This window comes from Elusimicrobiota bacterium, from assembly GCA_016180815.1.
Classification (GTDB): Bacteria; Elusimicrobiota; Elusimicrobia; order JACQPE01; family JACQPE01; genus JACPAN01.
The window spans coordinates 36,810-55,407 of sequence record JACPAN010000015.1; the positions used below are offsets into that span (position 1 = coordinate 36,810).

General features: G+C 52.3%; 17 protein-coding genes and 1 tRNA gene. 2 read left to right on the forward strand and 16 right to left on the reverse strand.

Annotated features, from left to right (window positions below; all coding sequences use genetic code 11):
- Positions 1-2: 2 nt before the first annotated feature.
- The 14 genes from HYT79_08070 to HYT79_08135 all read right to left on the reverse strand — a co-directional run bounded on the left by HYT79_08070 (position 3) and on the right by HYT79_08135 (position 15,233).
- The gene (locus HYT79_08070) at positions 3-1,232 is read right to left on the reverse strand and encodes an ABC transporter permease (GenBank protein ID MBI2070548.1); all 1,230 of its coding nucleotides are present in this window, start codon (positions 1,230-1,232) and stop codon (positions 3-5) included.
- Complete coding sequence (locus HYT79_08075) at positions 1,233-2,099, reverse strand: outer membrane lipoprotein-sorting protein (protein MBI2070549.1); 867 nt, start codon at positions 2,097-2,099, stop codon at positions 1,233-1,235. It abuts the gene before it with no gap.
- Between the two features lie 189 nt (positions 2,100-2,288).
- Positions 2,289-3,242, reverse strand: coding sequence for a methylmalonyl Co-A mutase-associated GTPase MeaB (gene meaB, locus HYT79_08080; GenBank protein MBI2070550.1), 954 nt, complete (start codon positions 3,240-3,242; stop codon positions 2,289-2,291).
- Between the two features lie 4 nt (positions 3,243-3,246).
- Positions 3,247-3,645, reverse strand: a complete 399-nt coding sequence (locus HYT79_08085; protein MBI2070551.1) for a cobalamin B12-binding domain-containing protein — start codon at positions 3,643-3,645, stop codon at positions 3,247-3,249.
- A 92-nt stretch (positions 3,646-3,737) separates the two neighbouring features.
- A complete protein-coding gene (locus HYT79_08090) occupies positions 3,738-4,820 on the reverse strand; it encodes a GAF domain-containing protein (protein MBI2070552.1) in 1,083 nt (360 codons plus the stop codon).
- Positions 4,817-6,811: a Flp pilus assembly complex ATPase component TadA gene (tadA, locus tag HYT79_08095; protein MBI2070553.1), complete on the reverse strand. Its 1,995-nt coding sequence runs from the start codon at positions 6,809-6,811 to the stop codon at positions 4,817-4,819. Before tadA ends, HYT79_08090 begins: the two co-directional genes overlap by 4 nt.
- Before the next feature lie 51 nt (positions 6,812-6,862).
- On the reverse strand, positions 6,863-8,488 hold the full coding sequence (locus HYT79_08100) for a methylmalonyl-CoA mutase (GenBank protein MBI2070554.1): 1,626 nt from the start codon (positions 8,486-8,488) through the stop codon (positions 6,863-6,865).
- Positions 8,472-8,816: a DUF192 domain-containing protein gene (locus HYT79_08105; protein MBI2070555.1), complete on the reverse strand. Its 345-nt coding sequence runs from the start codon at positions 8,814-8,816 to the stop codon at positions 8,472-8,474. The genes HYT79_08100 and HYT79_08105 overlap by 17 nt, the downstream gene beginning before the upstream one ends.
- A gap of 300 nt (positions 8,817-9,116) precedes the next feature.
- On the reverse strand, positions 9,117-10,742 hold the full coding sequence (locus tag HYT79_08110) for a S8 family serine peptidase (GenBank protein ID MBI2070556.1): 1,626 nt from the start codon (positions 10,740-10,742) through the stop codon (positions 9,117-9,119).
- Positions 10,743-10,874: 132 nt separating this feature from the next.
- Entirely contained in the window at positions 10,875-11,846 is a 972-nt protein-coding gene (locus HYT79_08115) for a hypothetical protein (GenBank protein MBI2070557.1), read from the reverse strand.
- 116 nt (positions 11,847-11,962) lie between these two features.
- Positions 11,963-13,522: an aldehyde dehydrogenase family protein gene (locus HYT79_08120; GenBank protein MBI2070558.1), complete on the reverse strand. Its 1,560-nt coding sequence runs from the start codon at positions 13,520-13,522 to the stop codon at positions 11,963-11,965.
- Entirely contained in the window at positions 13,483-14,718 is a 1,236-nt protein-coding gene (locus tag HYT79_08125; protein ID MBI2070559.1) for a saccharopine dehydrogenase NADP-binding domain-containing protein, read from the reverse strand. Before HYT79_08125 ends, HYT79_08120 begins: the two co-directional genes overlap by 40 nt.
- Positions 14,702-15,130 carry an NADPH-dependent 7-cyano-7-deazaguanine reductase QueF gene (queF, locus tag HYT79_08130; protein MBI2070560.1) on the reverse strand — a complete coding sequence of 143 codons (429 nt, stop codon included), beginning with the start codon at positions 15,128-15,130 and terminating at the stop codon, positions 14,702-14,704. Before queF ends, HYT79_08125 begins: the two co-directional genes overlap by 17 nt.
- Before the next feature lie 31 nt (positions 15,131-15,161).
- Positions 15,162-15,233, reverse strand: a tRNA-Arg gene (locus tag HYT79_08135).
- Between the two features lie 107 nt (positions 15,234-15,340).
- On the opposite strand from HYT79_08135, the gene HYT79_08140 reads away from it, so the two are divergent.
- Complete coding sequence (locus HYT79_08140; protein MBI2070561.1) at positions 15,341-15,829, forward strand: HNH endonuclease; 489 nt, start codon at positions 15,341-15,343, stop codon at positions 15,827-15,829.
- 9 nt (positions 15,830-15,838) lie between these two features.
- Here the strand turns inward: HYT79_08140 and HYT79_08145 are convergent, their stop codons facing one another.
- Positions 15,839-16,960, reverse strand: coding sequence for a peptidylprolyl isomerase (locus HYT79_08145; protein ID MBI2070562.1), 1,122 nt, complete (start codon positions 16,958-16,960; stop codon positions 15,839-15,841).
- Positions 16,961-17,078: 118 nt separating this feature from the next.
- On the opposite strand from HYT79_08145, the gene HYT79_08150 reads away from it, so the two are divergent.
- A complete protein-coding gene (locus tag HYT79_08150; protein ID MBI2070563.1) occupies positions 17,079-17,915 on the forward strand; it encodes a hypothetical protein in 837 nt (278 codons plus the stop codon).
- A 399-nt stretch (positions 17,916-18,314) separates the two neighbouring features.
- On the opposite strand, the gene HYT79_08155 is transcribed toward HYT79_08150, so the two are convergent.
- Positions 18,315-18,596 (reverse strand): hypothetical protein, encoded by a 282-nt coding sequence (locus HYT79_08155; protein MBI2070564.1) that lies wholly within the window; start codon positions 18,594-18,596, stop codon positions 18,315-18,317.
- Between the last annotated feature and the right edge of the window lie 2 nt (positions 18,597-18,598).

Consider the following 18,598-nt stretch of genomic DNA (forward strand, 5'->3'; position numbering starts at 1 on the left):
CGTCATACGTGCCTCAAGGCTTCGGCTGCGCGCAGACGCCGCACGCGCAAAGCCGGCACGATGCCGGCCACGCAGCTGACCAGCACGACGCAAACGATGGCCAACAAATGGCTGGACCAGGCAAACCGCAAAAACAGCGTTTTTTCAAAGGGCAAAAAATAACTCAAGGCTTCCCCCAGCGGAAGCGGCAACCCGACAAAATGAAAGAAAATAATGATGGACATCCCCCAAGCCGCGCCCCAAGACATGCCCACAACGCCCAAATAAGCCGACTCGGTCAACAACAAAACCGCCACGTCCCGCCGCTTGGCGCCTAACGCCATCATCAAACCGAACTCGCGAATGCGCTCGAAAAGGCTCATGAGCATGGTGTTGAGAATGCCCAAAGCCACGATGGCGAAAACCACGGTCAACACCAACAAAAGAACGGAGTCTTGAAAACCTTGGATATGAATAATTTCCGCGCTCACGTCTTTCCAAGAGAGCACCTTAAGCCCTTTTTGAGACGCTCCCAGGGCCCCGGCCAGGCGCTGCTGCACGGCATGAAGCTTCGATGCGTCCTTGATCTTGACGGCGATCGTATTAACCTCGTCCCCCCAGGCCAATAAATCCTGCGCGTCCTGGCGCATCATATACACCATCGAGGCATCCCAGGTGTAGCTGCCTGTTTCAAAAATGCCCACGACCCGCAAAGCCCTGCCCTCGAAAGCGCCTTCACGGCTTTGGGCCATGATCACGACTTTTTCCCCGATCCGAACGTCTAAATTTTTAGCGATTTTAGAGCCGACGATGATCTCGCGCCCTGCCTCCAAAAAACGGCCGTCCCTGACATAGCTTGAAATCGTGGACAGCTTGGATTCATCCTGCGGGTCGATGGAAAAAACGCCCACGCCCATGGAATTCACCGCGGACGCGACAAGGCCGGTGAATAAAATGCGCTTGGAAACAGCCGTGATCTCAGGATCGGCCTTGAGCGCGGCGTCGATCTCGGCAACGCCGCCGAACGAGGCTTCGGGAATTTTTGGATCGTCCGAAGCCTTGGACTGAACCTGGAGGTGCGCGTTAAAAACCCCGATCGCGCGATCCACCATGTCCGCCTGAAGGCTCTTGATCAAGCTTTGGATGAAAAAGAGGGCGGCCACGCCGATGATCACCGAGGCCAAGGTCAAACCGGAACGCCGACGATTTCTTAAAACATTGCGGACGGCCAGTTTACAGAGAGCGAGCAACATTTACTTTAAACCCTTTTCCAGCGTTTCCTTGGTAAAAATTTTCGGATCAATGGATTTGTCGAATGAAATATCCAAATACTCAATGACCGTTTTTTGCCCGCTTTTTTTAAGCGGCACGCAGGTCATTTTAACGGGGATGCGCTTGCCGCCCATCATCTTGATATCTTCCAGCGCAATTTCCCGGATCAACTCGCCGCGCTCGCTGTAATCCTGCTCGGCGACCGGAATAATTTCTTTGCCGTCGGCTGAAACGGCGGCGCTCCAAATCACCTTGCCCCAAACAACCGGGGCTTCCGGCTTGGGCCTGAGCTCGATCGTCACTAAAAAATCGCCGCGCTTTTGAGGATCGGCGGTTTTTCCAACGACATGATGCGTGTAATCCGTAACAAAAGAATCGAGCTTGGTCATATCTTCATAAGTAAAATCAGATCCCATCCAAGAGGTATGCATCATGGAAAAAGGAATTTTCACCGCCTGCTCGATATTCCTGGTATACGTCCAGATATCCTGTTTGACGCGCAGGGTGCGGTTGCCTTTTTCCTTGGGCGGCTTATGAATAACGATGAAGGACTTGTCCCGGCCTTGATGAAAGCTTTCCACCTCCATTTCCCTGGTAAATTTAGGCCGGATCAAGCGCATGGAAACCCTGGCGTGGGAACTTTTGATGCCCCTCAACCACTCCTGCCCCCTGTCCACAATGTCTTTGGCCGTGAGACCAGCCACGATCTCTTGAGCCGCAACCGCGCCCTTAGCCTGCGTCGATTCAACGGCCGGTTGACCGACGGCCTGAGGCGATGCGGATGGAGCCGCTGATTTAGCCTCAGCCCGCAACATCAAGAAAGAAAATAATAGCGCTAACAAAATCATCACTTCTAAGTCTAGCGAATTAGTGGACGCAGCGGGAAACGGCGCCTACTTCTGGAACAAACCGGATTTAAGAAACCCCGGGTGTTGTCTGCGGGGATAAAAAGCTGCGGCCATTAAAAAGAAAATACCGGCGGCCGACCAAAATCGACGTTGGTGTTTTTTCCGTCCTCTCATTGCCGGTCAAACCCCCTAACGCCGTTTCTTTTTCTTCAACGCCTTTTCAACATAGACGATGGGATCCGATTTGCGCTCCAAAAGATTGCCGATTTCATCTTCCGTCATCCGCGCTTCGGTTTCCTGCCAAAGCTTCTCCATCAGCAGCATCCGGACTTCCGTGCGTATAGATTCTTTCTTGCGGCGTTCCCATTCACCGGAGTCCTTCATGTGGCGCTCATGCCCGTCGATCATGGAAAGAAGATTGTCCACGCCTTCACCCGTCAACGAGTTGACCGAAAGAACCGGCGTGCGCCAAGCGCCGGATTTGCGCACGTCCATGGAAAAGATGTTCTTCCACCAGGCCACGGCCCGGTCCGTCCCCTCATTATCGGCCTTGTTGATGACCACCATGTCGGACATTTCAATGATCCCGGCTTTCATGGCCTGGATCTCGTCGCCGAGCGATGGCACAGTGACATACACAGTGGTTTGAGCGACCTTGGCGATGAGGCTGTCGTCCTGGCCGCTGCCCATGGTCTCGATGAAAATAAAATGTTTGCCGCTGGCTTCCAGCACGTGCACCAAGGAAAAAATTTTCTTGGATAAGGAATCGACGCTGTCCGTTCCGCCTGGGATGGACCGGATAAAAACGCCGGGGTCCAGGGTCAAATCCTGCATGCGCACGCGATCCCCAAGGAACGACCCTTTGCTGACGGGACTGGAAGGGTCGATCGATAAGATGCCGACCGTGGCTCCCTTTTTCCGCAGCGCCTTAGCCGCCTGAAAAACAAGCGAGCTTTTCCCCACGCCCGTGGAGCCGGTAATGCCCACGATGCGGGTATTGCCGCCGTAAGGGTAAATTTTTTGAAGCAGCTTGGTGGCCGCCACATCGGAATTTCTCTCAACCAAAGACAGCGCGCGGGACAACGCTTTGGCTTCCCCGGAAATAACGCCTAAAATAAGTTCTTTTAGTTCAAAAGGCAACATAATTTTATTTCCTCAGTTTCTTGATAAGCTTTTCTTTCAAATAACGGACAATTTCCTGGGTCGGGGTGCCGGGGCCAAAAATCTTATCCACGCCTTTCTTCTTGAGTTTAGGAACGTCTTCATCTGGGATAATGCCTCCGCCGAAGAGCAATACTTCCCTTAAACCCTTTTCCTCAAACAATTCGATGATCCGCGGAAACAGGGTCATGTGGCTGCCGGACAAAAGAGACAATCCTACGCAATCCACGTCTTCCTGCATCGCGGCTTCGGCGATCATTTCCGGAGTTTGGCGGATGCCGGTGTAAATCACGTCAAAACCCGCGTCACGAAGAGCGCGGACAACCACTTTAGCCCCACGGTCATGACCGTCGAGGCCGGGTTTGGCGATCAAAATTTTAGCCATGCTTGATATACCCCCGAATATTTGGAACGTTGGCGGTGAACAGGCCGGCCCCACGCCGGACAAGCCGCTGAAGCTCTATTTTATTAAATTGATCAGACGATTTCTTCTTCCTCGATCATCGCCAAAAATGCTTCGGCGACCCGAGGATCGAGGCGGGTTGATCTGAGGTTTGAAATCTCGATTTTAAGCTGGGTCTTTAACTGCTGGGCGGGGGCATTTTTCAGTTGAAAACGCACTTCTTCAACGGCGTCGACAAGAGCAATAATGCGCGCTCCCAAGGGGACGGCTTCGCCTTTTAAACGATCGGGGTGGCCCGTGCCGTCATAATTTTCATGATGATGGCGGATCATGGGCAGGGCCCCGCGAAAAAGCTCGACGCCCGATAAAATCTGCTCTCCCAACACGGCATGGACGCCCTCCGCTTTGCCGTTGGCTGAAATTTTTGGCATCGTCAGGCCGGCCATCTCAAGATAACGCGAATTGTTTTGAGCCAGCAGCCCGATATCGTAAAGAAGGCTGGCGTGCGCCAAGCTGGCGAGCTCTTTGGGGTCCATGCCTAAGCGCCGGCCGATATAAGACGCCAACCGCTGAGAGCGCCACGGACGGCCGACATAGCGCGGCCCCAACGACTCCACAGCCAACGCCAGCACCTCCAGGATATGAGCGAAAAAATTCCTTTGAGTCTCAACCAAGCGGGCGTTGGAGATCGCGATGGCGGCCAATCCCGCCAAATGCGTCAACAGGGCCTTATCCTTATCGTTAAAGAGCCCCTCTTTTTTATTGAGAACTTCGACGATACCCAGCGGTTCGCCCTTGGCGAACATGGGCACGCAAATCAGCGACTTGGTCACAAAACCGCTGGACTTGTCGAATTGTCCCGTAAAACGCGGATCCTTGGACGTGTCTTCAATGATCACGGGGCTCAAGTTCTGCCCGACCCAACCGGCCACCCCCACGCCGACGGGAACCACGAATTTTTGGATGGCCTTGCCTTTCTCGCCGGTCGCCACTTTAAAATAAAGATTCTTGCGGCCATCGTCAAAAAGCATGATAGAGCTGGCTTCGCAATTTAAAAGTTTTTTGGCCACAAGGCCGATTTTCTGAAGCACAGTATCCAAATCCGTCGATGAGGTAATCTCTTCGGCGACTTCAAAAAGACTGGTGGCGTCGATCACTTTTTCTCCTCTTCCTTTTTCTCTTCTTCTTTTTTCTTGGCATCGGTTTTCGGTTCGTCTTCTTCTTTTTGCTCGGCGCCGCCCAATACTTCTTTCACCGTGGTCATACCCTGAATCACTTTCATCAAGCCGTCCTGGATCAACGTGCGCATGCCCGAAGCTACGGCCGCCTTTCTTAAGGGATCGGCGGCGACCTCCTTTAAACACAACGTGCGAATATTGTCATCCATGACCAAAAGCTCATGAATACCGCAACGCCCCTTGAAACCGCCGCCTTTGCAGGCGTCGCAACCTTTGCCGCGATAAAACTTTGTGCCTTTGGGGATCGGGACATCGTGCTCTTTAAACACGGCGATTTCGTCGGGCTTCGGGTCCGACTCGACTTTGCATTCGGAGCAAAGACGCCGGGCCAGGCGTTGAGCCAAAATGGCCTTGGTGGTGCTGGCCACCAAGTAAGCAGGAATTTTCATCTCCGTGATGCGCGCGATGGTGCTGGGCGCGTCGTTGGTATGAAGCGTCGAAAAAACCAAGTGGCCGGTCATGGCCGCTTCCATGGCAATATGAGCCGTTTCCTTATCACGGATTTCGCCCACCATGATCACATCCGGATCCAGGCGTAAAAATGAACGCAAGGCCGCGGAAAAATCAAATACCTTATCGCCTGAAAGCTTCAAATCAGGATTGACCGGCACCTGGATAATCCCATCGAGATTGTATTCAACCGGATTTTCGGCGGTTAAAATTTTGATATCCGGACGGTTGATATGGTTTAAACAGCCGTACAGCGTCGTTGATTTACCGGAACCCGTGGGCCCGCAAACCAAAACCAAACCAAAATTTTTCTTGCCGCCGATGCCCTTTAAAAGCCCCAGCAATTTCTCCAACGTGTCGGGCAAAAAACCCATACTGTTGATATCCACCTGAACCGAACGGCGGTCCAATACGCGCATCACGCAAGATTCTCCATAAGCCGTGGGCACGACCTCGCAACGAAATTCCACCGGGTTGCCTTTAGCCATAACCTGAATGCGGCCCGACTGCGGAATGCGCCGCTCGGTAATGTTCATGGATTTAGTCATGATCTTGATCTTGGCGATGATGGCGTTTCTAAAAGGCCAGGGAATTTTGATGTATTTGGCGTCCCTAAGCATGCCGTCCACGCGCAAACGCACGATGACTTTGCTGCGTTTGCCCTTAGGATCTTCGAAAGGCTCGATGTGGATGTCCGAAGCCTTCTCGCGCATAGCCGCCAAAATAATGATATTGATGATTTTCTCGACTTCAGGGGCGGCGGTGTCCACTTCAGTGATGTCGGCTTTTTCATCGCCTTTGGCGACCTCAATGCCTTCGCCCAAAGCGCCCATGTCCTGATCCCGGACCGCTTCCAGGGCTTTCTCAAGCGCTTCGCTGGCGACCTCGGACTGGCTGGCCGTGTCCTCAGCCTCAATCTCTTCTTCGTCTTCAAATTCTTCGGCGGCCAACTCAATGGCCGACGGCCCCCGGCCCAAGCCGCTTCCGGAGCTTTCCCTCTCTTCCTTCGCGCCTTTTTCATCGCCGCCGGTCGCGCGCCGGGCCGCAGCCAAAATATCGTCCGGAAAAGCGAAATAACTCTTGACTTGAAAACCTGTGCGCAACTGAATATCGTCCGCCACAAAAAGATCCCTCGGGTCCGGCATGGCCACCAACAAGATTCCTTCTTCCTTCATGAACGGCAAAAGCGTGTGGCGTTTTTGCAGCGCCTCCGGGACAAGCTTCAGCACGTCGGGATCGATGCTGATTTGAGACAAATCCACGGCCTTGGCGTTCCAGCCCTTAAGAACGATTTCCAGAAGTTTTTGGCGCTCGATCACGTTCTTTTTCAACACGAACATTAACAGCTGCGCCACGTTGCCCTTAGATTTGGCCGCAAAAATTTCCAACTTTTTTGGATCGACCAAGCCGGATTCCAATAAAAGTTCTTTGAGCTGTTTTTTGCGAATCAGTCCTTCCATAAATAATCAGTCGGACGCAAAGGAGAAGAAGCGATCAGGGATCGCGCGGCGTCAGCCGTTGCGATGGGTGCCGAACACGCCGCGCAGGGCGTGAGCGATCTCGCCCAGCGTCGCGTTCGCCTCGACGGCTTCAATCGTTGCGGCCACGATGTTTTCGTCCCCGGCCGCGGCGCGGGCCAAGCGATCCAACGCCCGGCGGGCTTGGCTTTGATTGCGTTTTTTACGTTGTCGTTGAACTTCACGAATGCTCTCCCTCTCCAGAAGGGGACGGACCCGGAAAATTTTATCCGGGACTCGTTGCTCCCCTCTTAATATATTTACCCCCACCACGAGCGCTTTTCCAGACTCAATTTCCACCTGCCGGCGATAACTGGATTCGGCGATCGCCTGCTCGACAAACCCCGTTTCAACGGCTTTCAGCATGTCTCCTAAACGCTCGATTTCCGCCAAGCGCCCCTCAACGGACCGGACGATCTCGCCGGTCATGCGTTCGACGGCGTAAGACCCGCCGACCGGGTCGACGGTGTCCACGACCCCGGTTTCGGATGATAAGATTTGCTGGGTTCTTAAGGCCAAAAGCTGGGCCTCCGGCGTCGGGATGGCCAACGCCTCATCATAGGAGTTGGTATGCAAACTCTGGCAGCCGCCCAAGACCGCGGCCATGGCTTGCAAAGCGACGCGGACCGCATTGTTGACCGGTTCCTGGCGAACCAAGGTTGATCCGCAGGTCTGCGCATGAAAACGCAAATGCCCCAGTTTGTCGTCTTCGATTCCATAACGGGCGCGCAGCAAATCGGCCCAAATGCGCCGGGCCGCCCGAAACTTGGCGATTTCTTCCAAGAAATGATTGTGCACCCCGAAGAAAAAACTGATGCGAGGCAGGACGGCCTTCAAATCCGCGCCGCGCGCCTTCATCGCGTCAAGGTAAACCAAGGCGTTGCCCAAGGTAAACGCAACCTCATCAACCGCCGTCGCGCCCGCTTCGCGAATGTGATAGCCGGAGACGGAAATCGGATAGAACAACGGCGTCTGTTCGATCGAATAAGCGATCAAATCCGAAGTGATCCGAAGGCTCGGGCCCGATGGGTAAATATAGGTGCCCCTGGCAATATATTCCTTGAGCAAATCGTTTTGCACCGTGCCGCGCAAACGCCTTACGTCAACGCCGCGTTTTCTGGCCAACGCCAAATAAAGGGAATAAAGAATAAAAGCCGTGGCGTTGATGGTCATGGATAAAGACACGTTCTCCAGGTCGATGTTTTTAAAAAGCCGCTCAAAATCCCAAAGCCCGGAAATGCTCACGCCCACTTTTCCCACTTCCCCCCTGCTTTTAGGATCGTCGGGGTCGTAGCCGATCTGCGTCGGCAAATCAAACGCCAAGGAAAGCCCGGTTTCTCCGTGTTTAATCAGGTAATGAAAACGCTTGTTGGTCTCGGCCGCAGTGCCGTAACCGCAATACATGCGCATGGTCCAAAGCTTTTTTCGATAGCCTTCCGGATAAAGGCCTCTGGTAAAAGGACGCTCGCCGGGCAACGGCAGGATTTCTCCGGTGGTGTCCTGAGGCGCATAAACACGCTTAATCTCGGCGCCGCTTGAGGTTTTAAACTCTCGGATCGACGCCGGATCAACGTTCTGCGTCTCAACCGTCGGCTGTTGTCCGCTAATGTTCAAATTCAAGCTTGTCTCCCATGGCCGTTTGACTGCGCCGCAACGCGCCTTGAGTCAATTCCACAACGCGGTCGGCGCGCGGATAAACGCCGGAAAACCGCCACGGAACCAACGTCTCCACGCCCACGACCCTGTTATCCCGGTTTAAAAATACGCAATCAATGGCATACCTCATAAAAAACGTGTGCACCTGGGGGCAAACCGAGGGGATGACCAAGGCCTCTTCCGAGCCGAGCGGCGGACCGGCCAACAGACCGGCGATTCTTTTAAAAAAAGTATCAGCCGAACGCACGCGCCGGGCCACCACGGTCCCCCTGGTTAAATTGACCAAGGCCACTCTTGAATTATAGTAGTACGAAAGGTTTAGTGCTGCGACCGGATAATAATTCATGATTTGGAGGCCCGGATTTGAGCCGCATGCTAGGCGCACCGCAAGGAGCGTGCCTGAAAGGCACGTGACTGAGGATGCAACGACGCAGGTGGCCAAAGATGGGCCTCCCCGAAGGGCCAGGGCATTTTTGGGCTGCGACTTTGCCAAATTTTTCTTACGTACCTTTCAGGTACGCTGTGAAAAATTTGGCTTTGTCTCGCCTCAAAACTGCCCTGGCAAATCATGAATTATTATCCGGTCGCAGCACTAGAGGCGATTGATCAACGGAATCAGCAGGCGGGGGGAAGGGGACCGCCGCCATAAACCCCTGGCCGAATCAGGCACGGCGCGCTCCATGAGGCGCCGGGCGCGCAATTCATTGATTTTTTCGAACGCGGCATCGGGATTCAAGCGGCCGCGACCTTGATCGGCAACGTAGACATTGGGAATGGGCGATGCCGTTTCCTTTAAAATCGGCGCCAATTCGGAACCTGTCATCGATAACAAGCCGCCGGCTCTGGCCTGAGACAACAGCAACGCCGAAACCCCGGCCGTTACCGCGTTGGCGAACGACGTTCCCTGCGCCGTGCCGCAAGAAACATTATCCTGCCGGCAGACAAACAAGGCATGGGGGGCCAAGATATCCGGTTTGTAAAAAAATTCCATCTCCCCGTTTTGCGAAGGAAAAATGATCGGGCCGCGCGTGCCTGTTCTGGCCGGACGGCCGTTGGGTTCCAGAGCTCCGACGCTTAAAGCGAACTTAAAAATATTGGGGAGGGGCTGGCCGGAAGAAAAATACTCCTGCTCATCCGCCGGTTCATTGCCGTTGGCGGTCAACAACAACGTCCCATTGGCCGCCAGCCGGGCTAAGGCGGGCACGATGTTTTCAAACATGGACAATCGCAAAGGCCCGGTAAAACTCATCAACAAAATATCAACGCGGTCCTCGGCCGCCCGCTCCAACGCCGCAAGGATGGCTTCGTCCGCTTGAGCCGCGGTTGAAGCCGGGTTAAACATGGCCTGGGCGTCGTAAAGGCGCAACTCGGCTCCAGGCGCGAAAGCGCGCACCGTGCGCGCCATTTGATTGCCGTGATCGCCGGCGTGCGCATTCCAAACGCCGCTCGAACCGTGAAGAACCGCGCCGCTGATTTCCTCGTCTTCCATCGAAAAATTGGAATCGATAATGCCGACTTTAATGCCCCGGCCCTGGATGCCGCGCGACCAAAAAATCTCAGGGGCGCGCAATTCCAACAAGGTCTCGCCGAATGGATAATGAAGCATCAAATTGCGCCGGATTTCATCAACGTCAACGGCCAAGCCGCCGAAACGGCCGAATGCGCGAGGGACGGCCGACCACAGCTCCGGCAATCCGCGAACCGTCACGCCTTTTTCGGGCGCCGTGATCGTGCGCAAAGCCATGCGGGCTTGGCGATGCTCGGCTTGATCGGAGCCCTCGAAAAGAGCGCCCAGGCGGCGCGCTACCGCGTCGATGCGCTGCTCGGCAGGCACCCGGCCGGCGGCAAACTCGATCCTTTGTTGGCCGCTGTCGCCGCGACGCTTGAGGGCATCTAAAATTTGATCGCCCGTCGATGATAAATTCTCCGCATCGACCAAATCCCGCACAATGCCGGACTGCAGGCTCCATAAAAGCTCCTCTAAATCCAATTCCCCGATGGATAAGCGTCCGTGACGCTTGAGGTAATCATGAAGATAGCGCCCCATGGGAAAAACCGTCCCGCCGGAACGGTAGAGAGGAACACCGCGATAAGTCGGCGGCACGCCCATCGATTCCAAATCATGGGCGGCATTCTGAGCCAAAACAAGGCCGGTGAAGCCGGGCGCCAATGATAGAGTCGCCGCTAAAACAATGCCCCTGAACAACATACGCCTCATCCCCATCCCCCCTGTGGCCGCGTCAACGGCCATACGCCCAAGCGTAGTCCTAATGGAGAAAAAAAGGCGAGGGTCCTAAGGCCTAATGAAAAAGAGGACTAAAGATAAAGCAGAAGGCGACGATCGTTCAGCCTACCACCAAAAATCAACGCCGAAAGACGCCACCAGTCCTGAGAAGTTCCACGGCCCCAGCTCCTTATTAACGGCTGTGCTGGTGTTTCGTTCCGAAGACACGGTCCCTCCGGAAGCCAAAGCCGCCTGATAACCAAGGTCAAGGCGCACCACATTGTGATGCCCCGTGGTCCACTCAAGCCCGAACAAAATGCGTCCGGCCGGCACGGTGCGGCTGCGCGTCACCGAGAGAATCGACGTGTTCGTCGACGAATACCTGGTATCAACGCCACCGCCGTCGATATCAACATCCGTATCCACGGTTAAAATATAATCGCGCTCCACCTTGGTGCTGATGGCGCCCAACCCCACGGAAAGGTACGGCTTTAGCGCCATGGATTGCTTCGAATCCATCTGAACAAAGAAAAACAACGGCAATTGGCGCATTTTTTCCAGCACTTCAAGCCGGGCGAAGGAAGTCATAGAATCCGTCTGGCCCGCATTGTCCACGTTCAACCCGCTGACCGTCTGGACATTATGCCCCACCATCCGATTGCTGACCGTTCCGTAACCGGCGGAAACGCCGACGGCCAACCCATGCGTATAGTAATAGCGGAAAACAACTTCAGGTAAAAATCCCTGGGGGGACCAGTCCAAACCGTTGAAGCTGTAGACAAAGCCGCGCGTCCGGTCCACGGCCGCAGCCGCGGTCTGAGTCGTGACCACCGTATGAAAAACCTCGACCGGATAACCGTTGCCCGGGCGGCCGCTGAAAAGCGCCGGCTGGGAAAAAAATCCGAGGCGAAGGCCCAGAGTGCTGGCTCCGTCTAAATTCCATTCCGAATGATGCCGGCCATGGCCGTGGGAGCCGTACCCACGCCCCTCATACTCGTGCTCATGAATAGAAGGAATATCGCCGGGCGTGTCCGGCAATTGGGCGAATAAACCGGCGGGCAATAACAGCAGGGCTGCGGCAAACGTTGTAGTATTCACGAATCTCCCTCCTTCAGTCTCGCTTATCCGGAATTAACCGGGAATTGTTCCCCGTGCTCATGGAAAGTAAAATCATACATACAATAATCCCGTCCTTCAAGATGGCGGATGGCGGCTTATCCCTCGGTATCGATTTGCGCCCGCTGCAGGCGGCCGGAATAATCGACGTACACGGCTTTCCAGTCGGTGAACACTTCCAACGCCGCCCAAGAAACTTCGCGATGGCCATTGCCGGTTTGCTTAACGCCGCCGAACGGCATATGCGCCTCGGCGCCGATCGTGGGGGCATTAATATAAGTAATGCCGGTTTCCATGTCGCGGATGGCGCGCATGACACGGTTGACGTCTTGAGTGTAAACCGATCCCGAAAGGCCGTATTTCGTCGCATTTAAAACCTTCAGGCCCTCGTCAAAATTTTTCACCTTAAGAACGGTCAACACCGGGCCAAAAATTTCCTCCTCAGCGATCCGCATCCCTGGCGTGCCCTCAAAAATCGTGGGCTCGTGAAAATAGCCCTTGGCCAAATCGCCTTTGGCGGCGCGCCGGCCGCCGGACAACAGTTTCGCCTTGTCTTCTTTTAATCCGACGGCGACATAGTGTTCCACGGTCTTCAATTGATCGGCGTTGACCAAGGGTCCGACGTCCGTGGACTCATTTAAACCGTCCCCCAGCCTAAGATTGGCGGCGCGCTCCAGCAAACGATCAAGAAATTTTTTATAAATCCCCTCCTGAACAATCAGACGGCTGGTCGCGGTGCAGCGCTGCCCGGTGGTGCCGAAAGCTCCCCAAAGGGCGCCGTCGACGGCCAAGTCCAAATTCGCGTCATCAAGCACCAATTGGGCGTTTTTCCCGCCCATTTCCAAACACACTTTTTTGAATGTTTTGGCGCAGCCTTCAGCCACGCGGCTGCCCACGTCGGAGGAGCCGGTGAACGATATCAGGCGCACATCCTCATGCTCCACAAGCCAGCGGCCCACCCCGGAACCCGAGCCGTGGATCAAATTAACCACGCCGGGAGGCAGGCCCGCTTCCTCTAATATTTCCACGAACAATGTCGCGGTCGCCGGCGTATCCGTGGCCGGCTTAAAAACAACGGTATTGCCGCATAAAAGCGCGGGGATGATTTTCCAGGCGGGGATGGCCATGGGAAAATTCCAGGGCGAAATAACGCCGCAGACGCCGACCGGAATGCGCACGGCCATGGCGAATTTATTTTCCAATTCGCTGGTCGACGTATGGCCGAATAAACGGCGCCCTTCGCTCGCGAAATACAGCGCCACGTCGACGGCTTCCTGGACATCGCCCTTGGTTTCCTTAAGAACCTTGCCCATTTCCTGAGTCATGACCCGGGCTAAAACGTCTTTGCGCTCTAAAAAAAGATTATGCACGCGCAGTAAATATTCGCCGCGCTTGGGCGCAGGGACCAAACGCCAAGACTCGAACGCTTTTTTAGCGGCGGCGACGGCGGCATCGAGCTCATTCTTCGTGGAAACCGGCCAATGACCCAACACCGCGCCCGTGGCGGGGTTAATGTTGGCGACGGTTTCGCCGCTCTTGGATCCTTGCCAACGGCCGTTAATAAAATTAAAGGCCGAAGGATCGCGGCGCGCTTTGGACGCTCCCTCCAAAACGTTTTTTAAGCCGACAGAGTCTTTTCTGGCTGCGGTTGCGGGCATGGCATGGACCTCCTCGTGATCGCGATATTTCTTTTTTTAAGCTCTTCAATGAACGCCTCGGCATCCAACGCCTCTTCCAGCAATAAGAAGCCGGAGGGCTTTTTCCTTAACAACATCAGCATGGAAGCCGCGGCCGGGAATCCGGTGGTCCGCTCCATGGCCGAGAACCCCAGGCGATCGTCCGCATGCTCGATCATCTCAAAAACGGTTTTTTCGTAACGGTCGCTGTTGTTTAATCGGCCCTCCGCCGTCACTCTTAACGCCACCAAATCGCGGGTTTCGGGGAACGCCAAGCGTTCGTAAAACAAGCGGCCCAATAACTGCCGGGGCGAAACGCGGACATCGCCGACGGAGATCACTTTGTCGTCGGTTAAACCCAGATCAGCTAAAAATTTCATCTTATCCGTGTAACCCGGGTAACGCAGCGTTTTATACACATAACGATGAACACGGTTTCGAAGCGTCCAGGGCGCCGTGGCCAAGGCGCCTCCGGTGATAAAGGCTTCCAAACGGCCCAAGACGCCGAAATCGATTTCCTCAACATCGCCGAGCGCTTGAACTTCCTTCGGACGCCCGCCTTCTAAAATCACAGTCTGGCCGAAATGCGTCCCCCACAAGCCTTCAACGGCAAAAACGATTTTATAGCCCAACGGGCCGACGGGTTTTTCCGGAAGCCCGCCGCAATAAATCGACAAGCGTAAATCCCGATCCATATGCGCCAAGCCCCAGCCGGCCAGCACATTGGCCAACCCCGGAGCCAGCCCAAGATCAGGCGCTAAAAAAATCCCTTTTTTCCTGGCCGCGGCATCAAGTTTTTGAATGGCCAGCGATGATTCCAAATAACCGCCCAAATCGCCGAAGGGCACGCCGGCCCCCACTGCGGCGCGGGCGATCACGGGATTGAGCGAATAATGCGAAGAGCTGATCACGGCCTTGGCGCCTCTGATCAATGAATTTAATTGCGCGGCATTTTTCGCATCAATGCGCTTGGCCGTGATTTTGGGCAATGGCAAATGATCTTTGACCAGGGCGCGGCGAACGCGCCCGGTCAACGTGCGGATTTGCTTCGGATCCCGGTCGGCCAACACCAACGTATCCGCGATATCGCGCCCATACCGGGCCAAGTCATAAACAATAGCCGCAGCCTGACGGCCGCAGCCGATCACGACAATAAAACGGTTACTTGGATTTCCCATTTAAACTTAAAACCCCCACCGATGGTTCTTTGCCGTAACGAGCCAGAATTTTTGTCGTTAAACCGCCCCGCGCCGCAAAATCTCCGGCAACCTCGCAAAAAACGGGCTTTACGGCGGCGGTAAAATCCCGCAAAATTCGATTGATCGTATTTTCTTGAAAAATGCCCATATTGCGGTAACCATTAACATAAAGCTTCAAGGCTTTCAGCTCCGCAACCCATTGGTCCGGCACATAACGGATAACGACCGTGCCGAAATCAGGCAACCCTGTCCTGGGGCAAATCGAGGTGAACTCGGAAATTTCAACTTTAATCTCGTAATTAGGGTATTGGTTTTCAAAAACCTCGATCACCGGCAGGTTTTGGTTTAAACCGGCCCGGGCATGTTTTGAGGTATAGGCCGCGCTTTTCACTTTGTTTAAATTCTCACTTCGATAATCAATTTGCGCCCAGGTGGAGTCGAACCACCATCCCAGCCTTCGCAGGGCTATACACTATCCTTTGTGCTATGGGCGCATTGGGATTTAGATTTTAGCTAAAGATAGGTGATGATTATCGGATTAATTAGGTAAACGCATTGAAAAATATTTGTAAATGCGTCTTCTATATTTTAAACTTTCACCATGCCGCCAAGAAAATGGGATCTCGCCAAGCTCCAATCTACAGTAGAAAACTCAACCAGCGTTGCCCAGGTAATTAAAAAATTGGGTCTCCTCCCGGCTGGAGGAAATTACGTCCAACTAAAAAAATATATTCGTGTTTTTCGCCTTAATATTTCTCATTTTAAAGGCCATGCCTGGAACAAAGGCATGCGCGGCACAGGCAGGCCTCATTCGCCGCTGGAAGCAATTCTTGTAAAAGGCAATTCCTATCAAAGCTTTAAACTCAAGAAACGCCTACTCGCCGCCGGACTAAAACCCGCACATTGTGAACAATGCGGCTGGGCACAAAAAAATGCTGAGGGTTATTTACCGCTAGAGCTTGATCACATCAACGGCGACCGATTCGACAACCGTCTTCAAAATCTTAGAGTTCTATGCCCCAATTGTCACAGCTTGCAGTCAACCCATCGCGGAAGAAATATTCGAAAACGGCTTAGAATGCTGTCCTAAATTACAAACTTAATTTCTTCTAGAGCCTTTAGGATACTTTATGATTACCTTATTTATGTAAATAGGGGCCACTGGTCTATCATAGGAATTGCGCTCTACCTGCGATATCTTTTCAACAATATCTTGCCCTTTAACGACTTGTCCAAAAATTGTGTGCTTGCCATCAAGCCAAGACGTTCCGTTTACAGTGATAAAAAACTGACTGCCGTTTGTATTTGGCCCTGCATTAGCCATTGCTAGACGGCCAGGACGATCAAAAGTTAGAGATTTATCAATTTCATCTTCAAACCGATACCCAGGACCGCCGGTACCTTTGCCATCAGGGTCTCCTCCTTGAATCATAAATTCAGGTATTACACGATGAAATTTAAGGCCATCATAAAATTTTCTTCCTTCCGTACCTTCTGACCTAGGATTTGGTCTCCCTTCGGCTAAGGTGATAAAGTTTGCCACTGTCTTTGGAGCTTTATCTTCAAAAAGTATGCAGGTAATTTCGCCTAAAGTTGTTTCAACAATTGCATATGTTCCTGGAAATAATTTATCTATCTTTTCCTTCCCACTTTTAATCTTTTGGCCAAAGGTTGCAGCTTCACCAATTTCAGAGCTATCTTCCATTTGAAGCAGGTTTCGCACAGAATTATCAACCTTTATCTTCACTCGGCCTGCTCCGATTACAACGCCCGTTTCAGTTTTAATTAGACGAGCGTTGAGTTCAATAGTTTTGCCCATGTTTGTATATGTCCCCGTACCTATTAAATCAGCTCCCAAAATTTTACCGAGTTTTTTCACGGTGTTATCTTCTAAAAGGCCTGTAGCCCCGAGCTTCATTTCACTCATAATTTGATCAATATGCGCACGAGTTACAATTTGTAATTTTTTTAATTCATACAACTCCGTCAATAGCTGTTCTGCTATATGTTTGCCGAAATGAGAAGCTTCCCCATCAAGAGTTACGAATGGCAATATGGCAACAACATCTTTTGTATCAGATTTCTTGGGCGCAATTTTTCGAGCAAGAGATTCAATACCGTTCTCCAATAACACAGCAGCTGATATTTCAGAACCGGTCAATATCATTCCCACTAGCATAAATGCCTGGATTAGACGGGAAAAGTAAAACTTTATTTTCACCAGGGTTTTTATACAATTTTTCAGTTGTTTGAATTAAAAATGTAGTTCAAATTCAGAGTACATAGTGATAAACGTGCATTTTTACAGAGTGAATCCCTTTGTTTTAAAGAATTGCGCTTTGGAAGTTGAGAGAAAATTCAAGGCTGCCCAAATCACCATAAGACCTCAAAGCGAGTTGGAGAGAATAATTTCTCAAGGAAAAGCGTTAATTGACTTTTTGCAACAGCAAAGAGCTGGCGTGCTAACTGATTTAATCTCAGGAGCTCTCTCTTGTTATCGTTTATTTTCAACTATTCAGAATCTTGATCCAGCCACGCCAAAGCATCGGCGCAAACTGTATGAATTATCTAGAAAAAATTTAATGTTTTGGACTACTGGCCAATCCTCTGCCAGAGACACTGAATGGGAAATATCTGCCTGGAACACTCTGTCTAGATGTAAATTATCACCCTCTTTCTCCGAGCCTCCTGATATCTGGATTCATCTTGATGGACAAATTTTTGCCGTTGCATGCAAAAATATTTACTCATTATCAAACGTTGATAAGCAGGTTAAAGATGGCGTAGCGCAAATAAAAAAATCAAATTTTCCGGGGTTACTTTTTCTTTCGTTAGATAGTCCCTTGCAATTAAAATTTGCTCCTAGTCTTCGGCTTCCAGAAGGAAAACTTGAAACCCTTAATAATTCTATTGAACAGGACCTACTCTCTTTTAGGGATACAAAACAACAAAAATGGCATAAAGACTATCTGGAAGAAATCAAAACAGGAAAGTTGGCTGGAATACTTATTTCTGGAACTATTTCTAATCTAAGTGACCAATTTCAACCAGTCTTGCTTCAGAAAGTGCTTCTCTGGGCCCCTGGCTCTCAACCAGGGGATGCTCGAATAAAGATGAAATCGTTGCTCTCAATCATTCAACATACTTTTACTCAGTCACCACTTAATTTTCAATAAAAATTCCAAATTAAAACGGGTCTATTACAGTCGTTATTAAAATTGTGCTGTGGGCGGAGAGGGAGTCGAACCCTCACGGCCTTGCGGCCAACGGATTTTACACTTGACCCTCGTGTTTCCACGAGGAGTGGACTATACCTTTCCCCTGCCGTTGCATTGCTTTGCAAGAAGGGGATCCCCCGTCTAGTCTCTACACCTTCCTCCCAGATTATGCCTGAGAGGCTTGGCTCGGGATTGGCATGTCTTTTAGAAGACTACAGCGTTCCCCGAATTTGAGGGAATTATTACCCTGCGGTTACCCGCAGGGAGACCCAATTTGAGTCCGTCGCGTATACCATTCCGCCATCCGCCCAACTGACCTTTGATTTTAGTTTTTGGTTTATGAAATAGAAAGGTAAGTTATTTAAATCGGTACTCGGTTTCGCCCGGCAACAATGCGTGCAGTTCCCGCCGGTAGACATCTTTCCATGCTCCCGGATCGCCTTTTTCAAGAAGCTCAAATTCCAGGGCAAGTCGGTCCTTGGCCGCCCGGCGATCTTCAATGTTGCGCTCCAGCCTGCGAATTGCGCGCCAATTGCCGATTAAATGAACAATGTCCCGCGCCGACCACAAAACCGCAAGGGCCAAAGGAGCGGCCCAAATTAAATACGGTTTTATCGAGCGCGGCCATTTGAGCGCCATCA

Bases quoted from the DNA above. Each gene is read 5' to 3' on its own strand.
- HYT79_08140 (MBI2070561.1), top strand. From the start codon at position 15,341: ATGCCGCCAAGAAAATGGGATCTCGCCAAGCTCCAATCTACAGTAGAA.
- HYT79_08125 (MBI2070559.1), bottom strand. From the start codon at position 14,718: ATGGGAAATCCAAGTAACCGTTTTATTGTCGTGATCGGCTGCGGCCGT.
- meaB (MBI2070550.1), bottom strand. From the start codon at position 3,242: ATGTTGCCTTTTGAACTAAAAGAACTTATTTTAGGCGTTATTTCCGGG.
- HYT79_08155 (MBI2070564.1), bottom strand. From the start codon at position 18,596: ATGGCGCTCAAATGGCCGCGCTCGATAAAACCGTATTTAATTTGGGCC.
- HYT79_08075 (MBI2070549.1), bottom strand. From the start codon at position 2,099: ATGATTTTGTTAGCGCTATTATTTTCTTTCTTGATGTTGCGGGCTGAG.
- tadA (MBI2070553.1), bottom strand. From the start codon at position 6,811: ATGGAAGGACTGATTCGCAAAAAACAGCTCAAAGAACTTTTATTGGAA.
- HYT79_08110 (MBI2070556.1), bottom strand. From the start codon at position 10,742: ATGAGGCGTATGTTGTTCAGGGGCATTGTTTTAGCGGCGACTCTATCA.
- HYT79_08085 (MBI2070551.1), bottom strand. From the start codon at position 3,645: ATGGCTAAAATTTTGATCGCCAAACCCGGCCTCGACGGTCATGACCGT.
- HYT79_08070 (MBI2070548.1), bottom strand. From the start codon at position 1,232: ATGTTGCTCGCTCTCTGTAAACTGGCCGTCCGCAATGTTTTAAGAAAT.
- HYT79_08120 (MBI2070558.1), bottom strand. From the start codon at position 13,522: ATGCCCGCAACCGCAGCCAGAAAAGACTCTGTCGGCTTAAAAAACGTT.